The sequence below is a fragment of the Dongia sp. genome, from assembly GCF_041910485.1.
Classification (GTDB): domain Bacteria; phylum Pseudomonadota; class Alphaproteobacteria; order Dongiales; family Dongiaceae; genus Dongia.
Window position 1 is genome coordinate 66,244 of record NZ_JAYRQR010000007.1, and the last position, 23,040, is coordinate 89,283.

Sequence of the window (23,040 nt, forward strand, 5' to 3'; positions counted from 1 at the left end):
GGTCGAATGCCTGCCTTTTCCGATGGTTTCAAAGTCGATAGAACGCGGCGGCCGTGCCGCCGAAGATTTGCGCGGCGACGGCTTGCGGCACGATCATTTCGGCAACGGCGCGCCACAAATCGTAGCCGCCCGCCAGATTGACGACCGGCCAGTCGGACCCCCACATCACGCGGGCCGGACCAAAGCTTTCGAGAAGATGCGCCGCATAGGGTGTCAGCGTCTTCACCGACCAACCGCCCATCGCTTCATTAGCAAGGCCGGACAGCTTGCAGAACGCATTCGTCGTCCGCGCCAGCGTCGTGATGCCGGTGGCCCAGGGCTCCATCGCATGGTCGCGGATGGCTGGCTTCAAGCCGTGATCGATGACGGCACGGAGGGCCGGATAGCGATCAAAGAGGCGGCGGAAATTGTCGATATGATGCGGGAAGCCGAGGGCATCGAAGGTGAGGTCGAGATCGATCAGCGCCTGATAAGCCCATTGCACATCGGCGCGGTGCATCCAGTCAGGATCGGCGATGTCCTGGATCATGGGGCGGACGCCAGCGAATTTCCGGTGCTTCGACCAGCGCCCCAGGTGATGGCGCTGCGCCTTGTCCTCGAAATCGATCCAGCCCACCACCTTGCCGATCCAGGGCGTGGCGTCAGCGAGGCCGAGGAGATATTCAGTCTCCTCCACGCTGGGTGCGGCCTGCACCAGAACCGTGCAATCGATGCCATGCTTGCGACGGAGAAGCTCGAAATCCGCCGGCAGGAAATCGCGCCGCAGCGGCTCCAGCGCATCGCTCGATTCCATCCAGCCGCAATCGCCACGGGCGACGCGCCAGAAATGCTGATGCGCATCGATCTGCATCAGCGTCCCTCCGGCACGGGTGCATCAGCGTGGATGAAACCCGCTTTCTTGAGATCGGCCCAGAGTGCCTCTGGAATGACGGCCGCCAGCGTGCGCTGGTTGAGGGCGACTTCCTCCGGCCGGCTCGCCCCGGGGATGACGCTGACCACGGCCGGATGGACCAGCGGAAAGCGCAAGGCTGCCTCGACCAGTTTCACGCCGTGGCGTGCCACGATGCGTTCGATGCCGGCGACGCGGTCGAGAATTTGTTCGGGCGCCGGATCGTAATTGTAGAAGGCGCCGGGCTTGGCGCCGCTCGCCAGGATGCCGGAATTGTAGGCACCGCCGATGACGATGCCGATGCCGCGCGCCGTGCACAGCGGCAGGAAGGAGGTGAGCGCCTCCTGTTCCAGGAGCGTGTAGCGGCCGGCGAGCAGGAAGAGGTCGAAATCGCCCTGGCGGGCCAGCATCTCGCACACTTCCCATTCATTGACGCCGGCGCCGAAGGCCTTGATGACACCCTCGTCGCGGAGCCGCACCAGGGCCCGGTAGCCGCCTTGCATCAGCTCGGCCACCTTGGCATCGCGGGCGGCGGCACTCTTGTGGTTGAAGATGTCGATATCATGCACGAACAGGATATCGATGCGGTCGAGGCCGAGGCGTTCGAGCGATGCTTCGAGCGAGCGCAGGATGCCGTCATGGGTATAGTCGTAGATCTCGCGGCGCGAGGGTGTTGCAAAGAACTTGCCGATGCCGGTGCGGCGCTCAGGCGGGCAGGCTTCGAGCAAGCGGCCGACCTTGGTGGAGAGCACATAGGAATCGCGCGGCTTCCCGCGCAGGAAATGATTGAGCCTCGTTTCGGAAAGCCCCAGCCCATAGAGCGGTGCTGTGTCGATATAGCGGATGCCGGCATCCCAGGCGGCGGCGCAGGTCGCCTGCGCCTCTTCCTCGGAAAGCGCACGATAGAGATTGCCGAGCGGCGCTGTGCCGAAGCCCAACTCGGTAAAGGCCAGCGACGCGCCGGAAGGCGCCTTGAACATGCGCTGCTTCATCCTTCAGGTCCCTGACTTCTTGCGTCGCGTGCCGGTTTTGCCCGGCGGGCGTTTCTTTATCGTTTCGACGGGTGCGGTTGAATCGGCGAAGACCTCCGGCCTGTTCGCGGCGAAAGCCAGCAATTCCTCCATCACCTCGTCGAGATGGGCAATCATGGCCGCCGCTGCCGCCTTGCCGTCGCCGGCCTCCAGCGCCGCCACCACCGCCTCATGCTCCTTGTAGGTGACCGACTGACGCCGCTTGGTGGCCAGCAACTGGCGGATGCGGTCGAGGCCCTTGCGGGCGCTGTCGACGGTTGCCTTCACCCGCTCGAAACCGAGAGCGGAGAAAAGCAGTTCGTGAAAGGCGATATCGAGGGCATGAAAGCCCGCCCGGTCGCCCGCCGCCGTCGCCGCCTTCTGGTAGCGGAGGTTACGTTTGAGGAGGTCGAGTGTCGCCGGATCGATCACCGGTGCCAGCGCCCGCACCGCTTCCGCTTCCAAGGCGCGGCGCAGGAAGAGATTCTCGCGCACGTCGGCAAGGCGGATGCGGGCGACGCTGGTGCCGCTTTGGGGGCGGATCTCGACCAGCCCTTCGGCCTGCAGGCGCGAGAGCGCCTCGGAGACGGGGAAACGGGAAACGCCGAGCCGTTCACAGAGGGCCTGCTTGTCGAGCACCTCGCCCGGCTGCAGCTCGAGGGAGACGATCGCCTGGCGCAGCGCATCGACAACACGGTCGGTGGCACCGCCGCGCGTCGCGCCGCGCACGTCTTCCAGAAACGCATAGGATTCCGCTTTGAGATTCATGCTAACATGTTAGAATGAAGAAATGGAAACGCAACACCCTTTTTGCCCCCCTGTTGAGCGTCGCCGACTTCCTGTAGTTTTTGCGCCGCAACAGCCTTTGCCCAGCCTGGAAAGATCATGAAGCTCGTCGACAGCGAACCCCGCACCATCCGCCTCTCGCCCAAGGACAATGTCGTCGTCGCGGTCGATGAAATCGCGGCGGGCGCCACGGCTGCGGGCGGCATCGTGGCGGCGGCGCGGATCACCCGCGGCCACAAGATGGCCGTTGCCGAGATTGCGACCGGCGCGGCGGTGCTGAAATTCGGCCAGATCATCGGCTTTGCCAAGGAACCGATCCGCCCTGGCGATTGGGTGCATGAGCACAATGCGGGCATGGCCGATTTCGAGCGCGATTATGCTTTCTCGGCCAACGCCCGCAACGACGAATTGCTGCCGCCGGAGGCGCGCGCCACCTTCCAGGGCTATCGGCGCGCCAACGGACGCGCGGGGACCCGCAACTATATCGGTATCCTCACCTCGGTGAATTGTTCGGCATCAGTCGCGCGCTTCATGGCGGAGGCCGTGACGCGCTCCGGCATCCTCGCCCAATATCCCAATGTCGACGGCATCATCCCCTTCGTCCACGGCACCGGCTGCGGCATGGCGGCGAAAGGCGAAGGCTTCGACATTCTCAACCGCACGCAATGGGGCTATGCCACCAATCCCAACATCGCCGCCGTCCTGCTGGTCGGATTGGGCTGCGAGGTGTTCCAGATCGCGCGCATGAAGGAACTCTACAACATCGCAGAGAGCGATACGTTCCGCTCCATGACCATCCAGGATACCGGCGGCACCCGGAAAACGATCGAGGCCGGCGTCGCTGCGATCAAGGAAATGCTGCCCAAGGCCAATGCCGTCACGCGCGAAACGATCTCCGCCTCCGAACTCATCCTCGCGCTGCAATGCGGTGGATCGGACGGTTATTCCGGCATCACCGCCAATCCAGCGCTGGGTGCCGCCGTCGACAATCTGGTCCGCCACGGCGGCACCGGCATCCTTTCGGAGACGCCGGAAATCTACGGCGCCGAGCATCTGCTGACACGCCGCGCCGTCAACCGGGCCGTGGGCGAGAAGCTGGTCGCCCGCATCAAATGGTGGGAAGCCTATGCGGCCAGAAACGGCGGCGAGATGAACAACAATCCCTCGCCCGGCAACAAGGCCGGCGGCCTCACCACCATCCTGGAAAAGTCGCTGGGCGCTGCCGCCAAGGGCGGCACCACCAACCTCACCGCCGTCTATGAATATGCCGAGCCCGTCACCGCCAAGGGCTTCGTCTTCATGGACACGCCAGGCTACGATCCCGTTTCGGCAACAGGCCAGGTCGCGGGCGGTGCCAATATACTCTGCTTCACCACCGGCCGCGGCTCGGCCTATGGCTGCAAGCCGACGCCATCGATCAAGCTCGCCACCAACACGCCGATGTATGAGCGCATGGTCGAGGATATGGACATCAATTGCGGTGACATCCTGGACGGTGTCAGCGTGGCCGACAAGGGTAAGGAAATCTTCGATCTCATCCTGCGCGTGGCGTCGGGCGAGAAATCGAAATCCGAGCAGCTCGGCTATGGCGACAACGAATTCGTCCCCTGGCAGATCGGCGCCACGATGTGAGGAGCGGGTGCCGGGTCCGCAGTTAAGGCGCCGTGACCGAACTCATCAAGGCGCGAACCGCGGCCGCCTCCCAGACCGGCGCGATCTTCAGCCTGCCATCGATGATCTGCTGACGTATGTCGCTGACAGCGGCCCAGACATTCGCCGGTATATGGCTCGTCTTCAGGAGGCGGACTGAATCGTCGGCGAGTTGGATCGCGTACGGGTGGGTTCCGAACTTGTCGGCCTTCAGATCCTCGACCATCGCCGCATAGACCGGCTCGAGATTCCAGACGACCGAGGAAAGCAGGTGCCCCTTGTCGATCGACGATTTGTCGCCGATTACATCGATGAACCAGACATTGCCGCCGGCCGTCGATTTTTTCGTCTCGACCGATTGCAGCATGCCGAAACTGGCGCCGTCGCCCTGGCCGAAGATCACGTCGGCCCCTGCGCCGATGATGGAATCCGTGACGCGGCGACCGCCGGGCGCATCGGCATAGGCGGCCGGGCCAATGACGGCGTAGAGGATTTTGACGCCCGCCTTGGTCGCCTTGACCCCTTGTGCAAAAGCCGCCGATTGGGAATTCCATGCTGGCGGCTCGCCAGAGACGACGATGCCGACAGTTTTCGTCCGCGTCGTCTTTGCTGCCAGCACGCCGGCGAGATAGGCGCCTTCATGGCCGCTCAACGTATAGTCGGCAACGGCGCCCGCCTTGCTGTCGCTGGGGCGGTCGACGATGGCAACGGGTACGTCCTTGTCCGCGCCCACTTCAACAGCCGCCGCGTTATAGCCGCTGGCATGAGCGATGATGAGGCTGGCGCCGTCATCGGCAAGTTCGCGCAGAGTTGGATGCACGTCACCGTAACCAAGCCCGGTTGCCGGCATGAAACTGAGGCCCATCTTCTCGGCGACGGCTTTGGCGGCGTCGAAACCCTGCTGGTTCCAACCGAAATCGGTGGGGTCTTCGGGTGTCAGGATAGCGAGCTTCTTCACGTCGCGCGCCACCGCAGATTGAGCGGTGAGGCCGAAGCTGATGGCAACAACAAGGGCCGATACGGACAAGGCAAGACAAGTTTGGCCCATCCCTGTCCGGGCGCTCACTCCAGCCTTCGTCATTGTCTTTCTTCTCCTGGACATTCCGACTGAATGGACAGCGACAAATCAACGGCCATCAAGCTAGCGATCTCAGAATGCCCCGAGACATATCTACACGTCCAGTATGCAATTACGTCAAAGCGAGGGGTTCGGATTTATGTGCCGGCAAGCCGTCGCAGCAGCGGCGACTGCGCAAATGCGCATGCAGCCTCGATCTCAGCTGCGAGAGCGAGAAGAAAATCATCCCTTCCCAGTGCGCCGCAGAGCTGGATACCGACCGGCAATCCCTCTGACGATTGCAGGATCGGCACCGTGATTGCCGGTTCGCCGGTCACGTTATAGGTCGCCGTGAAGGGTGAAAAGCGCAGCATCCGCGCGACATGCAGATCGACATCGTCATGGTCGGTTGGAAAGGTGCCGAGCGTCGGTGCCGGACCAGCCAAGGACGGCGTCAGCAGCACGTCGACATCGTCCCAAAGGAGCGCCATGTTCCGCGCAAAATTCTGTCCGGCACGGATGCTCGCCACATATTCCGCCGCACCCATCTGTCGACCTGCCTCAGCCGCCGCCAGATTGATGCGCTCCATTTCATCATCCCGCGGGCCGCGACCGAGAATGGCACGGAGTTCGGCGGCATCGGCTGCCGCCTGGGCGCAGACCTGGGCACGATACACTTGGCGCGGAACGGCAAGATCATGCTCGGCAATCGGCAGCGCAATCGGCGCCACGTGATGACCGAGATCCTTGAGGAGATTGGCTGCCGTTTCGAGTGCCGCCAACGCTTCCGGCGCCAATTCGACATCGTCGAGGTGCTGGTGATTGACGCCGATGCGCAGGCGCGGTCGTCGCTGGGCAAGGGCCGTGAGAAAGCCACCGGCCGGCGGCGTCGGTGCACCATAAGGCGCACCGGCATCCGAACCGTAGACGAGATCGAGCACCGCCGCCGTATCGCGAACCGACCGGCTGACGACACCTTCGCTGACCAGACCGGCATAAATATCGGCATGGGCCGGGCCTTGCGGGAGACTGCCGCGCGAAGGCTTCAGCCCGACGAGACCGCAAGCAGCGGCCGGAATGCGGATCGAGCCGGCACCGTCGGTTGCATGGGCCAGCGGCACCATGCCAGCAGCGACGGCCGCCGCCGAACCGCCAGATGAGCCACCCGTCGAATGAGCGAGATGCCAGGGGTTGCGGCTGGGGCCGAACATGTCGGGTTCGGTCGTCACGTTGAAACCGAGTTCCGGCAGATTGGTCTTGCCGAGGATGCGCAGGCCGCCCTTCTTGAAACGCGTGGTGAGCGTGTCGTCGATGTCGACCGCCGGTAGTTCTGCGAGATAGCGGCAAGCGCCCGTCGTCCGGACGCCTTGCAATGCGCCGCCGATATCCTTCAACAGGAAGGGAACACCATGAAACGGCGCCGCCGGATCGGCGTTGGCATCTGCCGGCGTGAGAAAGAGATCGACGATGGCGTTCGTTTCCGGATTGGCAGCGGCGATCACGTCGCGGGCGGCGGCGAGGACCTCGTCGGCGGAAACCTCGCGGCGGCGGATGAGATCGGCGAGGCCGAGACCGTCATGGCGAAGATAGTCTGCGCGGTTCATGGTGCGTCAGACCAGGGCGTCGCCCAGCGCCGCGATGGCGATGGATTCGGCGCGGATTTCCGAGAGTACATCGCGCTGCAAGCGCGCGAATTCCGGCGAGCCGGTCATGTCGTAGGTGCGCGGGCGCGGCAGGTCGATCGGGATGATGCGCTTGATGCGCCCCGGCCGGTTCGACATGACGGCAACGCGGTCGGACATATAGACCGCTTCTTCGACATCATGGGTCACGAACAGCACCGTCAGGCGATGCTGTTCCCAGATGCGGGCCAGCAGTTCCTGCATATGATGGCGCGTCAAGGCATCGAGTGCGCCGAAGGGCTCGTCCATCAGCAGCATGTTCGGGCGATAGGAGAGAGCGCGCGCGATGGCGACACGCTGCTTCATGCCGCCCGAAAGCTCGCTCGGGAACCGGTCGGCGAAGCCGTCGAGCCCCACCAGCGAGAGATGCGAGCGCGCGATCTCACGCGCGTCCTTGCGCGATTTGCCGGCCGCCAGCAGAGCAAATTCGACATTGCCGAGCGTGGTGAGCCAGGGGAGCAGCGTGTAGCTCTGAAAGACGACGCCCCGGTCGAGACCAGGCCCCTGGATCGGCCGGCCATCGAGCGTCAGATCGCCGAGATCATGGCTTTCGAGTCCGGCGACGATGGAGAGCAAAGTCGACTTGCCGCAGCCGGAAGTGCCGACCAGCGAAACGAATTCATTCTCGCCGATGACGAGATCGACGCCATCAAGGGCGACCACGTCGCCGCGGTCGCCACGGAAGGTCTTGCCCAACCCCGAGATGACAAGCTTCGGCGTGTTCATCGCTGCACCCGCAGATAACGGAAGAGCTTGCGATAGGCCCATTTCATGGCCTGGTCGGTGGCAAGGCCGAGGACGCCCAGCAACAGAAGGTAGCCGAAGATCGTGTCGGTCTGGAAAAAGCGCTGGGCCGTGGTGATGCGGTAGCCGAGGCCGGACGTGGCGGCGACAAGCTCGGCCACCACCAGCCAGGTCCAGGCCCACCCCAAGCTGATGCGCATCGAATCCCAGATGGCGGGCATGGCCGAGGGTAGGATGATGCGCATGAGGATGCGCCATTCCGGCATCTGCAGCGTGCGGCCGAGATTGATGAAATCGCGCGGCACGGATTTGACATTGTCCATCACCAGCAGGACCTGCTGGAAGAAGGTGCCGATGAAGATGATCAGGAATTTCTGCGCGTCGCCCGTACCGGTCCACAGGATGGTGAGCGGCACGAAGGCCACCACCGGCATGTAGCGGATGAAATCGACCAGCGGCTCGATCGCCGCCTCCCAGGCACGATAGGAGCCGATGAGAATGCCGATCGGCAGCGCGAAGATGGTCGAAATCAGAAAGCCGAGCGAGATGCGGTAGACGCTGACGATCAAATCGTCGACCAGCTTGCCACTCACCGCCAGTTCCTGCAAGCGCAGGAGCACCATTTTCGGCGATGGCAGGAAGAGCTGGGTCACCAGACCCGTCTCAGTGACACCCCACCACAACAGGCCGAGTACCAAGAAGACCAGAATCGCAATCGTGAGGAAGCGCCGTCCGGAGACGGTAGCGGTCAATGAGAACATGGGAGATGACGGTACCGGGGGAGCGGATCGCTCCTGTTGCTCCCCCGGCATCGACTTAGAGCGCTTCGACGAAACGGGTGTCGATCAGCTTGGCGAGATCGACATCCTTCGAGAGCAGGCCGGCTTCGGTCGCGGCCTTCTTCACTTCCGGCACCACCTTCTTCACGAAGTCGCCGGTCAGTTGGGTCTTGTTCTCGGCGACGGTGAAGTACTTCACGCCGTCGAAGGCAGTCGCCAATTCTTCCGGTTTGGCACCAACGGCTTCCGAGATGATGGCACGGCCACCGGCAGTGTCGGCGTTGTAGTCGGCCAAGGCCGCATCCCAGGCCTTGAGGAGCGCCAGCACCTGGCCCGGCTTCTCGGCGAGGAAGTCCTCGCGCACGACAAAGACGTCGGAGATGAGGCCCGGATTCTCGCCAGCCGAATACAGCATCTTCACCTTGTTGTTCTGCTGCATGGCGAGCGTGAGATAAGGCTCGTAGGTGACGGCGACCGGCACCTTGCCGGCGATGAGGGCCGAACCCGCGTCGGAGGCCGGCATCGGCACCTTCTCGACGTCGTTCAAGGTCATGCCGTTCTGCGACAGCGCGTAGTTGAGGAGGATGTGGCTGGTGGTGCCTTCCTCGAACGCGACCTGCTTGCCCTTGAGATCGGCGACCGAGGCGATCGAGCCGTCGGTGATCATGGCATCGGCCGTCATCGAGACGTCGAGCAGCGCAATGATCTTGATCGGCAGACCCGCGGCGGCAAAGGCCATCGCAGTATGCGTCGCGATGTTGCCGCACTGGACCTGGCCGGCGGCGAGCGCCGCATTGAGATCGGCATCGGTGTTGAAGTTCACGACTTCAACATCGGCGAGGCCCGCATTCTTGAAGAGGCCCTTCTTCGCGGCGATGTGCCACTGGCCATAACCCAGCCACGGCTCGATCGCCATCTTGATGGCGCCTTCTTCCGGCGTGGTCGGAATCGATTGCGCGAACGCGGCCTTGGCAAGGCTGCCGGCAGCCAAGGTGGCGGCGCCGGCCTTGAGGACCTGACGGCGGTTCGGTGTCCAGTTCATGTGATTGCTCCCTATCCCAAAAATGTTTCCCCGATCAGGCGGCGATAGTGATGGCCGCCTGGGCATTCGTCAAGCAAATGACCGCCCCGCAAATGAGCCTATTTCTTCAGCAAAGCTGTGCGGATTTCGGACACCGCATTGGCATGGGCGTCGAACCCTTCATAGGTCGCCAGCACCCGTGCATGCTTGGCAAGCTGCGGGTAGCCGACTGAGGTCACATAGCCCACCGAGATGCGCTTCATGAAGTCGAAGACCGAAAGTGGCGAATGGGTCATGGCGCCGCGGCTGGTCGGCAGCACGGCATTCGGTCCCAGCACGAAATTGCCAAGCGTCACCGGCGTATGCTTGCCGAGCAACACTTCGCCGGCATTCTCGATGCGGCCGAGATAGGCAAACGGTTCGTCCGAGAGGATCTCCAGATGCTCCGGCGCGTAATCGTTGATGAAGGCCATCGCCGCATCCACGTCGGGGGTCAGCACGATGCCGCCGCTGCGACCGGAAAGGACCGTCGACGAAAAGTTGACGCGCTGCTCGCTCATCTTTGCCCAATAATCGGGCAGCGCCTTGAGAGCCTCGTCGGCAACCTTCCGGCTGGGCGTCACCAGATAGGCCGATGAATCCGGGCCGTGTTCTGCCTCGACCAGCAGATCGAGGGCAGCAAGCGCGCCATCGACAGTCTCGTCGGCGAAGATGATGGATTCACTGGGACCGGCGGGAATGCCGGGATCGATCACATCGGAAAGTAGCCGCTTGGCGGCCACGACATAGGGGCTGCCCGGTCCCAAGACCTTGGCGCATTTCGGCACCGTCTGGGTGCCGTAGGCGACGGCGGCAATGCCCTGGGCACCGCCGCATTTATAGACCTTCTCCACACCGGCAAGGCGCGCTGCGACCAAAGTCGCCGCATCGATCTTGCCATCGGGACCGGGCGGCGTGATGACACAGACTTCCTTCACACCGGCAACAACCGCCGGAATCGTCGTCATCATCACGACGCTGGGGAACGAGCCCTTGCCGCGCGGCACATAGCAGGCAACCGACGGGATGGGGCGGAAGCGATCGCCCGCGAAGGCGCCGGGGCGCATCTCGTGCAGCCACATCTCTTCCGGCTTCTGGTCGGAATGGAACTTGCGGATGTTTTCGACCGCAAATTCGATGGCGGCGATCACTTCGGGCTCGACCGACTTGAAGGCGGCGTCAAAATCGGCCTTGGTGGCGGCGATCTCATCCGGCTTCACCGGCGATTTGTCGAATTCGTTGGCATAGCGCGCCAGCGCCACATCGCCTTCGGTCCGCACCGCCTCGATGATGGGTCGGACGCGCTCGAGAAAGGCGCCGAGATCGGCTTCGCTGCGCTTCAAGAGATTGGCACGGTCGGCAGCGCTGAGGCGCGCGAGCTCGTGCAGATTGACGCTGCGGGACATTGCAGCTTCTCCATTCGGTCAAATTGTTCGGAAGTCAGATCGAGGCAAGATAGCCACCGTCGACCGGCATGTAAATTCCGGTGACATAGGAAGCGGCGTCCGAGGAGAGGAAAATCGCCGCACCCACCAGATCGTCGAGCTTGCCGAAGCGCTGGAGCGGGATCTTTTGCAGCATGGCGGCGGCCCAACCCTCGTTCTGGTAGAAGACGTCGGTGAGTGCCGTTCGGAAATAGCCGGGGCCCAAGCTGTTGACGCGAATGCCGAGCGGCGCCCATTCGGCCGACAAGGCTCGCGTCATGCCGAGAAGACCACTTTTCGACGAGCCGTAGGGCACTGCCGTCGGCACGCCGATCTCGGAGGTGAGCGAGCACATGTTGAGGATGGAGCCGCCCTGCCCGCCGGCCCGCATCACCTTCGCCGCGGCCTGCGCGCAGAAAAACGCACCCTTCAAATTGGTATCGAGGATGCGATCCCACAATTCTTCGTCGACATCGAGGGATGGACGGACCTCCTCCATCCCGGCATTGTTCACAAGGATGTCGAGGCCTCCCAATGCCTTGGCGGCAGCGTCAACGCCGTGACGGCAACTGGCTGCGTCGGCGACATCCATCGCGATGGCGGCACCTTTCCCGGCAAGTCCCGCCACCGTGTCCTTGAGGCCGTCTTCGTGGCGTGCGCTTACGGCGACCGAGGCACCTGCCTGCGAGAGGCCGATCGCGATGGCTTGGCCGATGCCGCGGCTGGCGCCCGTCACCAGGGCACGCTTGCCAGCGAGGCTGAAGCGGGAAAGATCGACTTGCATAGGACACTCACGCTAGATATCGAGGCTGCCGCAGCATAACCGAAAAGACCCCGCAGAAAAGACTGGCCTGCCATGCCGACCACCGCCCTTTCCCAGACCGCCGCGGCCCGTGCCAAGGCGAAAGCCGGCGACCTCAAAGGGGCGGGCGAGATCATCGCCGCTCTGCTCAAGGAGAAGTTCGGGCTGGCGGCCAGCGACATCCGCATCAATGTCGATATCTACAGCCTCAACTCCCTCAATGGCTTCTTCGCCGCCGATGGGCGCTCCTTCTTCTTCAAATTCCACCAGGAGGAAAATGAGGAGGCGATGGCCGGCGAATATTACCGTGCCGGCCTGCTGGCCGAGGCCGGCCTCCCCGTCGACCAGCCGCTTCACGTGTCGACCGAACCCGGCGAACAGATCCTGGTCTATCGGCGGCGCGAGGACCGGCGCTTTGCGGATGTCCTGAAAGAGCTCGATTTCAGCACGGATCAGGCCGCCATCGACCGCGCGGTTGCCGCCGAACGGCGCCTCAATGAAGAGCTGATGGCAGTCTATCGCCGCACCCTGCACCCGATCACAGCCGCGCAATCGGCGGCCGAGCCAATCCATCGCTTGTTTCATGCGCGCCTCATTGACGCCGATCGCCCGGGTGTCATCGGCGGTCGTTTCGGCAGCTTCTATCGCGATCAGATGTTCGCGCTGCCGGGCGAGACGTTGGCGTGGGACGAGTTGCAGCATCTGCGGTTCGAGGTGAACGGCGTGCGCTATCGCCACAGCCTCGGCGAACTCTTTGCCGAAGCGTTCGTGCGGCTGGAGCCGACACGGCTTGCCGAAAGCGGTGGCGTCACCGCTCATGGCGACGCGCACAATGCCAATGTATGGTACGAAGAAGCCGGCGATGCGGCGCGGCTGGCGATGTTCGACCCCGCCTTTGCCGGCCGCCACGTGCCGGCGCTGCTCGCCGAAGTGAAGACGACCTTCCACAACATCTTTGCGCATCCGCTCTGGCTGTACGATGCACCGACAGCTGCCGAAACATTTACAGCGCGCGTCAAGCGCATGGGCGACGTGCTGCATGTCGAAACCGATTGGCGGCCGAGCCCGGTGCGCCTTGCCTTGCTGGAAGCGAAACGCGACCTTCTCTGGCAGCCGCTGCTGGGTGAGCTCGCGGCGCGCCACATGCTGCCGGTCGATTGGCGCCGGATCGTACAGCTCGCCTTGTTCCTGTGCCCGACCCTGGTCATGAACCTGCGGGCCGGCGCTGGGAGCCACAATCCGACCAGTTCAGCGATCGGCCTCGCGACGGCGGTTGCGATGGGCAGCGCACCTGTATCCGGTGGGGACGCAGGACTACTTTCATCGTTTCTTGACCGACTCACACATTAACCGGTCAAATCCGGTCCGGGTTGGGATGGCCGCGATGGACACGGTTTCGTGTCAGATGCTTGACATTTCTGCCTTTCCTTATATTCTCTAGTTACCCTATAGAGATTTTAGAATGCTGTCGCAAAAAGCCAAATACGCCATGCGCGCCTTGCTCTATCTCGCCAAGGCAAAATCGGATGAACCGGTCGGGATTGCCGAAATCGCCTCCAAACAGGCGGTGCCCCGCAAGTTTCTGGAACTCATCCTCCTCGAGCTCAAAAGAAACGGCTTTGTCCAGAGTTTCCGCGGCAAACATGGCGGCTACGCGCTGGCCAAATCGCCAGAGGAAATCCGGTTCGGCGAGGTCATCCGCCTGATCGACGGCCCCCTGGCCGCCCTCCCCTGCGCCAGTCTCACCGCCTATCGGCGCTGCAGCGATTGCGAAGACGAGGCGACCTGCGTCATCCGCCGCGTGCTGAAACAGGTGCGGGACGCCTCTTCCGGGATTCTCGACCGGACCAGCCTGTCCGACGTTCTCGACGGGCAGATGGGCGAGATGGTCATGGGTGACGGGATCTAGCTGGCCGCACAGGCGATATTTCACACCAGAACAACGTATTTACACCGTCAAACAGATAAATATATAGATTGCCTTGAATGGCCGGGCGGCCGATCGGGTCGCGGACATCAAGGTGTGGCATGAGTGGTCGAACGGGAACATTGGGAAGCTGGAAAAAGCCCAGCGTGCTGCCGGGCTTTGGCCTGACCCTGGGCTATGCCCTGTTCTATCTGGGCGTCATTGTGCTGCTGCCGCTCGCGGCCCTCATCCTGCGGCCGACGGAATTGGGCCTCGCCGGATTCTTCGAAACGGTCACGACGCCCCGGGTCCTGGCCTCTCTCAAGGTGAGCTTCGGGACTGCTGCCATTGCGGCCCTCATCAACGGCATCTTCGGGCTGATCATCGCCTGGGTTTTGGTGCGCTATTCCTTTCCGGGAAAGCGCCTGATCGATGCCTTCGTCGACCTGCCCTTCGCGCTGCCGACAGCCGTTGCCGGCATTGCGCTGACCACCCTCTATGCGCCCAATGGCTGGGTCGGCTCCCTGCTGACGCCGCTCGGCATCAAGGTGGCCTTTACGCCGCTCGGTATCGTCATCGCCCTCATCTTCATCGGCCTCCCGTTCGTGGTGCGGACGGTGCAGCCGGTGCTGCAGGATTTCGAGCCCGAACTGGAAGAGGCGTCGGCGAGCCTCGGCGCCTCGCGCCTTCAGGTCTTCTTCCTGGTCATCCTGCCGTCGATCATGCCTGCGCTGCTGACTGGTGTGGCCCTCGCCTTTGCCCGCGCCGTCGGTGAATACGGATCGGTCATCTTCATTGCCGGCAATATGCCGATGAAGTCCGAGATTGCGCCGCTCCTCATCGTCAGCAAGCTGGAGCAGTTCGACTATGCCGGCGCCGCGGCCATTGCCGTCGTGATGCTGGCCATCTCCTTCACCATGTTGCTGATCCTCAACATGATCCAGCGCTGGGCGCGCCGACACGAGGATCGTTCACGATGAGTGCTGAAAACGGCACCAACAAGCTGACGCTGCGCGATCCGGCGATTGTGCGCTGGGGTCTCATTGCCCTGTCGTTGGGCTTCATCGCGCTGGTTCTGTTCCTGCCGCTGATCCTGGTCTTCCTCGAAGCCTTGCGGCACGGCTTGAAGGCTTATTTCGATGCCGTCACCGAAGTGGATGCGCGCTCGGCGATTCTGCTGACCCTGCAGGTGGCGGCAATTGCCGTGCCGCTCAACGTTGTGTTCGGGCTGGCCGGCGCCTGGGCCATCGCCAAATTCGAATTCCGCGGCAAGAGTCTGCTGCTGACCCTGGTCGACCTGCCCTTTTCGGTGTCGCCGGTCATCTCCGGCCTCATCTACGTGCTGCTTTATGGCGCCCACGGCTGGTTCGGCCCGACGCTCGATGCGTGGGGTATCAAGCTCATCTTCAACGTTGCTGGCCTGGTGCTGGCGACGATCTTCGTGACCTTCCCCTTCGTCGCGCGCGAGCTCATTCCCTTGATGCAGGAACAAGGCACCGAGGAAGAGGAAGCGGCAATCTCGCTCGGCGCCAGCGGTTGGCAGACATTCCGCCTTGTCACCCTGCCCAATGTGGCCTGGGGTTTGCTCTATGGCGTGCTGCTGTGCAATGCGCGCGCTATGGGCGAATTCGGCGCTGTTTCGGTTGTGTCGGGCCATATCCGCGGTCAGACCAACACGATGCCGCTTCATGTCGAGATCCTCTACAACGAATATGATTTCGTCGGCGCCTTCGCCGTCGCATCGCTTCTCGCGCTTTTGGCCCTGGTGACATTGGCCGCAAAATCCTTCCTCGAATGGCGCTATGGCGACCGGCTCAGCGCCGGCCGAGCCCATTGACGCGTGCTGGAGACAGATCATGAGCTTGCAGGCACAAGGCATTCACAAGACGTTCGGCACCTTCACGGCGCTGGGTGGCGTCGATCTTCAGATCGCCAAGGGCGAATTCGTGGCCCTCCTTGGCCCGTCGGGCTCCGGCAAGACGACCTTGCTGCGCATCCTCGCTGGCCTCGACGCGCAGGACCAAGGCGCGGTCTTGTTCGACGATGAGGACATGAGCGGGAAAGAACTGCGCGAACGCCGTGTCGGCTTCGTCTTTCAGCATTACGCGCTCTTCAAGCATATGACAGTCGCCGAGAATATCGGCTTCGGCCTGCGCGTGCGACCGCGCGAAAGTCGACCGAGCAAGGCGGAGATCAAATCGCGCGTCGATGAACTCCTGCGTCTGGTGCAGCTCGACCGGCTGGGCGACCGCTATCCGAGCCAGCTGTCGGGCGGCCAGCGCCAACGCGTGGCACTGGCCCGGGCACTTGCCATCGAACCCTCGGTTCTGCTCCTCGACGAGCCGTTCGGCGCGCTCGACGCCAAGGTGCGCAAGGAATTGCGGCGCTGGCTGCGGCGGCTGCACGACACGATGCAGTTGACCAGCATCTTCGTGACGCACGACCAGGAAGAGGCGCTGGAACTCGCCGACAAGGTCGTCGTCATGAACAATGGCCGCATCGAACAGGTGGGAAGCCCCGAAGAGGTCTACCACCGACCGCAGACCGCCTTCGTCTATGAATTCCTGGGCGGCGCCAACCGCGTCCCGTGCGAGGTCCGCAACGGCATCATCCGTGTCGCCGGGACCGACTTGCCCGCACAGGACAATCCGGGCCCCGACGGCAAGGGTATCGCCTATGTCCGCCCCGACGAGATCATTCTGCGCGACGCCGGCGCACCGGGTGTGCCCGGCATCGTCCAACATGTTTTCCGGGCCAGCCCCCTGCCGCGGGTCGAGGTTCAGATGCAGGACACGTCCATTTCCCTTGACGTAACTTTGCCAGACGATAGCTTCGGCGCGGTTCTGGCAAAGGGACAGCGGGTGGCGTTGAGCTTCACCAAGTTCAACGTGCTCCAGGGATAATGCTGCAAACGACACTCTCTCTCGGCGAAATTGGCGCTCTCATCGGACTTCTGGCCCTGGCGGGCTGCGGTTCCGGCTTTCTGGCCGGGCTTCTCGGCGTGGGCGGCGGCATCGTCGTGGTGCCGGCCCTGTTTCAGGTGCTGACGGCCTTCGACGTGCCACTCGACCTGCGCATGCATATCGCCGTCGGCACGTCTTTGGGTTCCATCGTGCCGACCTCGATCATTTCGCTGCGGGCTCATCACAAGCGCGGCGGGGTCGATTGGCAGCTGCTGCGGCAATGGGCGCCGTGGATCGCGCTCGGCGTCATCGGTGGCTCCGTCATCGCCAGCGACGTGCGCGGCAGCACGCTGACGCTCATCTTCGCCGTCATGAGCCTGATCGTCGCCAGCTATCTGGCGATCGGGCGAGCCGATTATCATCTCACCGACAAACTGCCGGGCACGCCCATCAAGCAACTGATCTGCCTGTTCATCGGCGGTGTGTCGGCGATGATGGGGATCGGCGGCGGCAGCCTGTCCGTACCGACCATGACGCTCTGCTCCTATCCGATCCGCCGGGCGGTCGCGACCGCCTCCGCCATCGGGCTGATCATCGCCGTTCCGGGAACGCTCACCTTCATCGTCACCGGCCTCAACGAAGCCGGCCTGCCCTTTGGGTCGCTGGGTTTCGTGAACATCATCGCCGTGCTGGCCCTGGTGCCCTCCTCCCTCATCTTCGCGCCGATCGGCGCAAAGGTCGCCCATACCCTTCCGCAGATCGTGCTGCGGCGCTGCTTCGCCGGCTTCCTGCTGCTGACCTCGCTGCGCATGTTCTATTCTCTTCTCTGAAAGACCCTCGATCATGAAAACGCATGCGATCGGCATCATCGGGCTCGGTGTCATGGGCCGGGAAATGGCCGAGATGCTGGCGGATCACCCACGATTCACGGTCGTTGCCGGATTCGATCCGGCGCGCCCCGATGTTCCCTTCCCGCTTCTCGGCAATGAAGCCGAGGTTGTGAACGCCAAGAATGTCGACGCCATCTACACGGCCACGCCGCCCGCCTTTCACGAAGACATCGTGCGGCTGGCAGTGGCGGCTAGGAAGCCGTTTCTGTGCGAGAAGCCGCTGGCACACACGATTGCCTCGGCCCGCAGCAGCTGCGAGATCGTGGCAAGCGCCGGTATTCCGGCAGCCGTCAATTTCTCCTATGCCGCACGGGGTGTTGCCGTTCAGCTCGCCCGCGTGGTGAAGGGTGGCGGGATCGGCACGGTGCAAGGCGCGCATCTTCGCGTTCGTTTCGGCCGCTGGCCGCGTTCGTGGCAATCGGGCGCCGGTGCCTGGCTTGCCGGCCCCGCTGAGGGTGGCTTCACCCGTGAGGTCGTGTCCCACTTCGTCTTCCTCGCCAACCGGCTGTTCGGCGCCGGCCGATTGACACAGTGCGCGGTCGAACGCGGCAGCGCCGGCACCGAGACCAAGCTCACCGCCACCATCGCCTATCCAGAGCTCAACTTCACGATCGATGCCGGTATCGGCGGCGACCGCGATGACGACAACCGGTTCCAGGTGACAGGCAGCCGGGGTGAAATATCGATCGTCGATTGGAGCTTGCTCGAGTATGCCGGCGATGCGGGCCCAAGCCTTCCCGCCACTTCGCAGCTCGATGCCCTGGCCGACATGCTGGACGGCAAGCCACATCAGTTGGCGAGCTTTGCCGAAGGGCTGGCTGTGGCCGAACTGATCGAAGAAATGCTGGCACGTTAAGGGGAGGAACCCATGCAGATCGATTTCACGGGGCGCAAAGTCATCGTCACGGGTGGCAGTCGCGGCATCGGCCGGTCAATCGCCCTTGCCTTCGCCGAGGCTGGCGCCGACATATCGATCTGCGCTCGGGGTGCCGAGACACTGCAGCAGACGCGCCAGGAGATTGCCAAGACCGGACGCCAAGTCCACGCTGCAACGGTAGACCTCGGCGATGCCCAGGCGATTGCCACCTATATTGCCGATGCAGCCAGAACATTGGGCGGGGTCGATGTGCTCGTGAGCAATGCATCGGGCATCGACAACAGTGCCGATGCCTGGGCCGACTGCTTTTCGGTGGATGTCATGGCGGCGGTCCGCGCCACGGCTGCGGCCGAGCCTTTCCTTGCTGCCGCGAAGGGCAGCGTCATCTTCATCTCGTCCATTTCCGGGATGATGCCGTCGGCGGAGAGCCCGGCCTATGCCGCCGCCAAGGCAGCTTTGATCAACTTCACGACGTCCGAGGCTTTGCGCCTTGCGCCGAAGGAAGTTCGGGTCAATGGCATTGCGCCCGGCTCGATCGATTTTCCGGGCGGCTTCTGGGATCGCTGCCGCCGCGACACGCCAGAGGTCTATGCGCAGGTTCAGGCGAGCATTCCATTCGGCCGCTATGGGCGCCCGGGGGAAATCGCCAACGCCGCCTTGTTCCTGGCGTCTCCGCTTGCCAGTTGGGTGACGGGGCAGACGCTGGTGGTCGATGGCGGCCAGGTGCTGCGCGGCTAGCTCCAGTCCAGCAGCGGCGCCAGCGCGTCGACGAAGCGGGTCTTGCGTTTCGGCAGGCCTGCCAGCTCCAGGATCAATTCGATGATCCGCTCCAATCCCGTCCCCTCGCGCATATTGGTAAAGACGAACGGCTTGCCCTTGCGCTGCGCTTCGGCATCGCGCGCCATCACATCGAGATCGGCATGGACGACCGGCGCCACATCGATCTTGTTGATGACGAGAATGTCCGAGCGGGTGATGCCCGGACCACCCTTGCGCGGAATCTTGTCGCCCGCCGAGACATCGATGACATAAATGGTGAGATCGGCAAGCTCAGGCGAGAACGTCGCACTGAGATTGTCGCCACCGGATTCGACGAACAGCATTTCCAAATCCGGAAAGCGCCCCACCAGATCGTCGACCGCCGCTAGGTTGATCGACGCATCTTCGCGAATGGCCGTGTGCGGGCAACCGCCCGTCTCGACCCCGGCGATGCGGGCAGTGGGCAGGACGCCGGCACGCGTCAGGAACTTTGCGTCCTCACTGGTATAGATGTCGTTGGTGATGACGGCGATCTCATATTCCTGGGCAAGACAGCGGCAAAGACGTTCGAGCATCGCCGTCTTGCCGGAGCCGACCGGGCCGCCGATACCGATACGGATGGGGAGCGTCATGAGCGGAACAACCTCGTATATTGGGTTTCGTGATGCATGCTGGACCAATCGACGGCAAGGGCACTGCCGCCGAGATCGTCGCGTGAGAGACGGCGCAAATGCGCAGCATAGTCCCGCACGCGCGGCTCCAGTTCGGCAATGACGCGCAGACCGTCGCTCTGCCCCAAAGGGACGAGCCGCACGCCGGCCGATATCAAATTGGCAACAAGAGCGGTGAGGTAGGCTTCGAGAACCGTCGCTTCATCAATTGTCGCGACGGCGGCAACCGTGCCGACGGCGACCGGATAGGAAATTGCCTCGACACGCCCCAGTTCCTTCACGGCAGTCGTCGCGGCCAAGGCCGGCCAGCCGGCGGTTATCGCCTTCAGAAAGGCGCTGCCCTGCGCCGTGCTCTCCAAAGCGGTTTCCCGCGTGCCTCGTAACGCGGCGGAAAGAGTGGCGATCTCGGTCAGTAGGGCACCATCGGCAGCAGCCGCGGCACGATAGGCGGCGACCAGGAAAATCCCGTCATTCCGACCGGCACCGAAGCGCAAAATTCCATCGACCCATGTGCCGAGCGTATCGGCATTGCGGACGAAGCCAGCCTCGACGACATACTCGATGCCGTGGGAGTAGCTGTAGGCGCCGACCGGGAAGGCCGGCGATAGCCATGTCAGCAAGCGCATCACGGCACCTGCGCCGGTATCAATGCGAATGTGTGTGCGGTCCATGTTCATGGCCGTAAGCGCCGCCTTCGGGATGAAATGGTGCTTCGACACGCGTCAACTCCGCCCCCAGCCCCCGGAGCATGGCGTGAAGGACGGCGTCATCGACCAGGCGCAGGCGCAGCGGCTCGACGATCTCGGCCGCCGTATGCCGGTTGCCGACATGCCAGGCCAGGCGTGCAAGATGCGTGGCGTCGCGTGCGACGGCTTCCAGCAGCATTTCCGGCGCAGCGATCACCCGGATGAATCCATGCCCCATCAGTTGCAGGCCGTCGCCATCCGCCAATCGCACCGGCCGTTCAAGGTCCAGAAGGAAGGGGCGCCCGGCATCATCGGTCAAACGGATACGCCGGCGATTGCGATCTGCGTAGATGAGTGTGACCGTGCCCACTTCCTGGCCCCTGGGCCAGAAGGTGGCGGGAATGACGGCCGTCGCGCGGAGCAGTTCCGGTTCCATGATCAATACAGAAAGTAACGTTGCGCCATGGGAAGCTCCGTGGCCGGCTCGCAGGTCAGAAGGCGACCGTCGGCGCGCACTTCATAGGTCTCGGCATCGACCTCGATCGATGGCATGGCGTCGTTGAGGACCATGTCGCGCTTGGTGACGTTCCGCGTATTGGCAACGGCCACCAACCGCCGTTCCAGGCCGAGGCTGCGACCGATATCGAGCTTCAACGCAGCGGGGCTCACGAAGGTGATGGCCGATTCCTTCAGGGCGCGCCCGAAGGCGCCGAACATGGGCCGGTAGTGAACGGGCTGCGGCGTCGGGATCGAGGCATTCGGATCGCCCATGGGCGCCGCAATGATGGTACCGCACTTCACCACCATATCCGGCTTGACGCCGAAGAAGGCCGGCTTCCACAGAACGATATCGGCGAGCTTTCCCACAGCGATCGAGCCGATTTCATGTGCCATGCCCTGGGCCAGGGCCGGATTGATCGTATATTTGGCGAGATAGCGCTTCACCCGATTGTTGTCATTCTCCGCCGGGTCGCCGGCAAGACTGCCGAACTGCGCCTTCATCTTGTGCGCCGTCTGCCAAGTGCGGATGATCACTTCGCCCACGCGCCCCATCGCCTGGCTGTCGGACGACATCATGCTGATGGCACCCATGTCATGCAGCAGATCCTCGGCGGCGATGGTCTCGCGGCGGATGCGGCTTTCGGCGAAAGCGACGTCTTCGGGAATGCGCGCATCGAGGTGATGGCAGACCATCAGCATGTCGAGATGCTCGTCGAGCGTGTTCTGCGTGAACGGTCGCGTCGGATTGGTCGATGACGGCAGCACATTGGCGAGGCTGCACAATTTGATGATGTCCGGCGCATGGCCGCCACCGGCACCTTCGGTGTGATAGGCGTGGATGATCCGGTCCTTGAAGGCCGCCACCGTTCGCTCGACGAAACCGGACTCATTCAGCGTATCCGTATGAATGGCAACCTGGACATCCATCGCGTCGGCGACACTGAGACAATTGTCGATGGCGGCCGGCGTCGTTCCCCAATCCTCGTGCAGCTTCAGGCCGCACACGCCCGCCTCGACCATCTCGACCAGCGCCTGGGGTTTCGACGCATTGCCTTTGCCGAGAAGGCCGATATTGACCGGCACCCCTTCCAGCGCCTGCAACATACGGCCGATATGCCAGGGTCCCGGCGTGCAGGTGGTGGCAGCCGTCCCCTCCGCCGGCCCCGTCCCGCCGCCGATCATGGTCGTCACACCGGCATTGATCGCTTCTTCTGCCTGCTGCGGGCAGATCCAGTGGATGTGGGAATCGACGCCGCCTGCCGTGGCGATCCGCCCTTCACCGGCAATGATCTCGGTGCCCGGCCCGATGATGATGTCGACGCCGGGTTGCGTATCCGGATTGCCGGCCTTGCCGATTGCGGCGATGCGACCGTCCTTCAGCGCGAGATCGGCTTTGACGATGCCCCAATGATCGATGATGACGACATTGGTGATGACTGTGTCGACTGCGCCTTCGGCACGCGAGCGCTGCGACTGCGCCATGCCGTCGCGGATCGACTTGCCGCCGCCGAACTTCGCCTCTTCACCGGGAATGGCGAAATCCCGTTCGATCTCGATCACCAGATTGGTGTCCGCCAGGCGCACCCGGTCGCCGGTGGTCGGTCCGTAGGTGAGTGCGTAGGTGCGCCGGTCCATGCGATAGGTCATGCCGAGGCCTCCAGCTTGCCGTCGACGAGACCGCCGAATCCGTGAATGATGCGCGCGCCGCCGATGGCGACAAGGCCGACATCGCGGCTCTGCCCCGGTTCGAACCGCACCGAGGCGCCGGCCGGAATGTCGAGCCGATAACCGCGCGCCGCTTCCCGATCGAAGCTAAGTGCCGTATTTGTCTCGAAGAAATGAAAATGGCTGCCGACCTGAATGGGCCGGTCGCCGGTATTGGCGACGCGCAGCCGCACTGTCGGTCGACCGTCGTTCAACAATATCTGGCCGCCCTTGGGCATCACTTCGCCTGGAATCATGAT

Annotated in this window: 24 protein-coding genes; 9 read left to right on the forward strand and 15 right to left on the reverse strand. The window is 63.3% G+C overall.

Annotated elements, in window-relative coordinates; genetic code table 11:
* Positions 1-28: 28 nt before the first annotated feature.
* The 3 genes from ACE3PP_RS01770 to ACE3PP_RS01780 are packed head-to-tail and all read right to left on the reverse strand — an operon-like array spanning position 29 to position 2,667.
* Positions 29-850 carry an amidohydrolase gene (locus ACE3PP_RS01770; RefSeq protein WP_374377456.1) on the reverse strand — a complete coding sequence of 274 codons (822 nt, stop codon included), beginning with the start codon at positions 848-850 and terminating at the stop codon, positions 29-31.
* Positions 850-1,881: an aldo/keto reductase gene (locus tag ACE3PP_RS01775; protein ID WP_374377457.1), complete on the reverse strand. Its 1,032-nt coding sequence runs from the start codon at positions 1,879-1,881 to the stop codon at positions 850-852. The genes ACE3PP_RS01770 and ACE3PP_RS01775 overlap by 1 nt, the downstream gene beginning before the upstream one ends.
* Positions 1,882-1,884: 3 nt before the next feature.
* Positions 1,885-2,667 carry a GntR family transcriptional regulator gene (locus ACE3PP_RS01780; protein ID WP_374377458.1) on the reverse strand — a complete coding sequence of 261 codons (783 nt, stop codon included), beginning with the start codon at positions 2,665-2,667 and terminating at the stop codon, positions 1,885-1,887.
* Positions 2,668-2,784: 117 nt separating this feature from the next.
* Here ACE3PP_RS01780 and ACE3PP_RS01785 point away from each other — a divergent pair, with 117 nt between their 5' ends.
* Positions 2,785-4,317 carry a UxaA family hydrolase gene (locus ACE3PP_RS01785; RefSeq protein ID WP_374377459.1) on the forward strand — a complete coding sequence of 511 codons (1,533 nt, stop codon included), beginning with the start codon at positions 2,785-2,787 and terminating at the stop codon, positions 4,315-4,317.
* 22 nt (positions 4,318-4,339) lie between these two features.
* Here the strand turns inward: ACE3PP_RS01785 and ACE3PP_RS01790 are convergent, their stop codons facing one another.
* From ACE3PP_RS01790 to ACE3PP_RS01820, 7 genes are all read right to left on the reverse strand, one after another.
* On the reverse strand, positions 4,340-5,416 hold the full coding sequence (locus ACE3PP_RS01790) for a BMP family protein (RefSeq protein ID WP_374377460.1): 1,077 nt from the start codon (positions 5,414-5,416) through the stop codon (positions 4,340-4,342).
* A gap of 134 nt (positions 5,417-5,550) precedes the next feature.
* Positions 5,551-6,996, reverse strand: a complete 1,446-nt coding sequence (locus tag ACE3PP_RS01795) for an amidase (protein ID WP_374377461.1) — start codon at positions 6,994-6,996, stop codon at positions 5,551-5,553.
* 6 nt (positions 6,997-7,002) lie between these two features.
* A complete protein-coding gene (locus ACE3PP_RS01800; protein WP_374377462.1) occupies positions 7,003-7,800 on the reverse strand; it encodes an ABC transporter ATP-binding protein in 798 nt (265 codons plus the stop codon).
* A complete protein-coding gene (locus ACE3PP_RS01805; RefSeq protein WP_374377463.1) occupies positions 7,797-8,579 on the reverse strand; it encodes an ABC transporter permease in 783 nt (260 codons plus the stop codon). Before ACE3PP_RS01805 ends, ACE3PP_RS01800 begins: the two co-directional genes overlap by 4 nt.
* Positions 8,580-8,634: 55 nt before the next feature.
* Complete coding sequence (locus tag ACE3PP_RS01810) at positions 8,635-9,639, reverse strand: ABC transporter substrate-binding protein (RefSeq protein WP_374377464.1); 1,005 nt, start codon at positions 9,637-9,639, stop codon at positions 8,635-8,637.
* A gap of 98 nt (positions 9,640-9,737) precedes the next feature.
* The gene (gene hisD, locus ACE3PP_RS01815; protein ID WP_374377465.1) at positions 9,738-11,063 is read right to left on the reverse strand and encodes a histidinol dehydrogenase; all 1,326 of its coding nucleotides are present in this window, start codon (positions 11,061-11,063) and stop codon (positions 9,738-9,740) included.
* A 34-nt stretch (positions 11,064-11,097) separates the two neighbouring features.
* A complete protein-coding gene (locus ACE3PP_RS01820; RefSeq protein ID WP_374377466.1) occupies positions 11,098-11,865 on the reverse strand; it encodes an SDR family NAD(P)-dependent oxidoreductase in 768 nt (255 codons plus the stop codon).
* Between the two features lie 72 nt (positions 11,866-11,937).
* On the opposite strand from ACE3PP_RS01820, the gene ACE3PP_RS01825 reads away from it, so the two are divergent.
* The 8 genes from ACE3PP_RS01825 to ACE3PP_RS01860 all read left to right on the forward strand — a co-directional run bounded on the left by ACE3PP_RS01825 (position 11,938) and on the right by ACE3PP_RS01860 (position 19,197).
* Positions 11,938-13,233: a hypothetical protein gene (locus ACE3PP_RS01825; RefSeq protein ID WP_374377467.1), complete on the forward strand. Its 1,296-nt coding sequence runs from the start codon at positions 11,938-11,940 to the stop codon at positions 13,231-13,233.
* Positions 13,234-13,345: 112 nt separating this feature from the next.
* A complete protein-coding gene (locus ACE3PP_RS01830; protein ID WP_374377468.1) occupies positions 13,346-13,792 on the forward strand; it encodes an Rrf2 family transcriptional regulator in 447 nt (148 codons plus the stop codon).
* A gap of 119 nt (positions 13,793-13,911) precedes the next feature.
* A complete protein-coding gene (gene cysT / locus ACE3PP_RS01835; protein ID WP_374377469.1) occupies positions 13,912-14,769 on the forward strand; it encodes a sulfate ABC transporter permease subunit CysT in 858 nt (285 codons plus the stop codon).
* A complete protein-coding gene (gene cysW / locus ACE3PP_RS01840) occupies positions 14,766-15,626 on the forward strand; it encodes a sulfate ABC transporter permease subunit CysW (RefSeq protein ID WP_374377470.1) in 861 nt (286 codons plus the stop codon). Before cysT ends, cysW begins: the two co-directional genes overlap by 4 nt.
* A gap of 19 nt (positions 15,627-15,645) precedes the next feature.
* Positions 15,646-16,692, forward strand: a complete 1,047-nt coding sequence (locus ACE3PP_RS01845) for a sulfate/molybdate ABC transporter ATP-binding protein (protein WP_374377471.1) — start codon at positions 15,646-15,648, stop codon at positions 16,690-16,692.
* Positions 16,692-17,522 (forward strand): sulfite exporter TauE/SafE family protein, encoded by an 831-nt coding sequence (locus tag ACE3PP_RS01850; protein ID WP_374377472.1) that lies wholly within the window; start codon positions 16,692-16,694, stop codon positions 17,520-17,522. The genes ACE3PP_RS01845 and ACE3PP_RS01850 overlap by 1 nt, the downstream gene beginning before the upstream one ends.
* A gap of 13 nt (positions 17,523-17,535) precedes the next feature.
* Positions 17,536-18,438: a Gfo/Idh/MocA family protein gene (locus ACE3PP_RS01855; protein WP_374377473.1), complete on the forward strand. Its 903-nt coding sequence runs from the start codon at positions 17,536-17,538 to the stop codon at positions 18,436-18,438.
* 12 nt (positions 18,439-18,450) lie between these two features.
* On the forward strand, positions 18,451-19,197 hold the full coding sequence (locus tag ACE3PP_RS01860; protein ID WP_374377474.1) for an SDR family NAD(P)-dependent oxidoreductase: 747 nt from the start codon (positions 18,451-18,453) through the stop codon (positions 19,195-19,197).
* Here the strand turns inward: ACE3PP_RS01860 and ureG are convergent.
* The 5 genes from ureG to ACE3PP_RS01885 are packed head-to-tail and all read right to left on the reverse strand — an operon-like array spanning position 19,194 to position 23,037.
* Positions 19,194-19,850, reverse strand: coding sequence for an urease accessory protein UreG (ureG, locus tag ACE3PP_RS01865; protein ID WP_374377475.1), 657 nt, complete (start codon positions 19,848-19,850; stop codon positions 19,194-19,196). The genes ACE3PP_RS01860 and ureG overlap by 4 nt on opposite strands.
* The gene (locus tag ACE3PP_RS01870; protein WP_374377476.1) at positions 19,847-20,608 is read right to left on the reverse strand and encodes an urease accessory protein UreF; all 762 of its coding nucleotides are present in this window, start codon (positions 20,606-20,608) and stop codon (positions 19,847-19,849) included. The genes ureG and ACE3PP_RS01870 overlap by 4 nt, the downstream gene beginning before the upstream one ends.
* Positions 20,535-21,011: an urease accessory protein UreE gene (locus tag ACE3PP_RS01875; RefSeq protein WP_374377477.1), complete on the reverse strand. Its 477-nt coding sequence runs from the start codon at positions 21,009-21,011 to the stop codon at positions 20,535-20,537. The genes ACE3PP_RS01870 and ACE3PP_RS01875 overlap by 74 nt, the downstream gene beginning before the upstream one ends.
* A 2-nt stretch (positions 21,012-21,013) precedes the next feature.
* Positions 21,014-22,723, reverse strand: coding sequence for an urease subunit alpha (ureC, locus tag ACE3PP_RS01880; RefSeq protein ID WP_374377478.1), 1,710 nt, complete (start codon positions 22,721-22,723; stop codon positions 21,014-21,016).
* A complete protein-coding gene (locus tag ACE3PP_RS01885) occupies positions 22,720-23,037 on the reverse strand; it encodes an urease subunit beta (protein WP_374377479.1) in 318 nt (105 codons plus the stop codon). Before ACE3PP_RS01885 ends, ureC begins: the two co-directional genes overlap by 4 nt.
* Between the last annotated feature and the right edge of the window lie 3 nt (positions 23,038-23,040).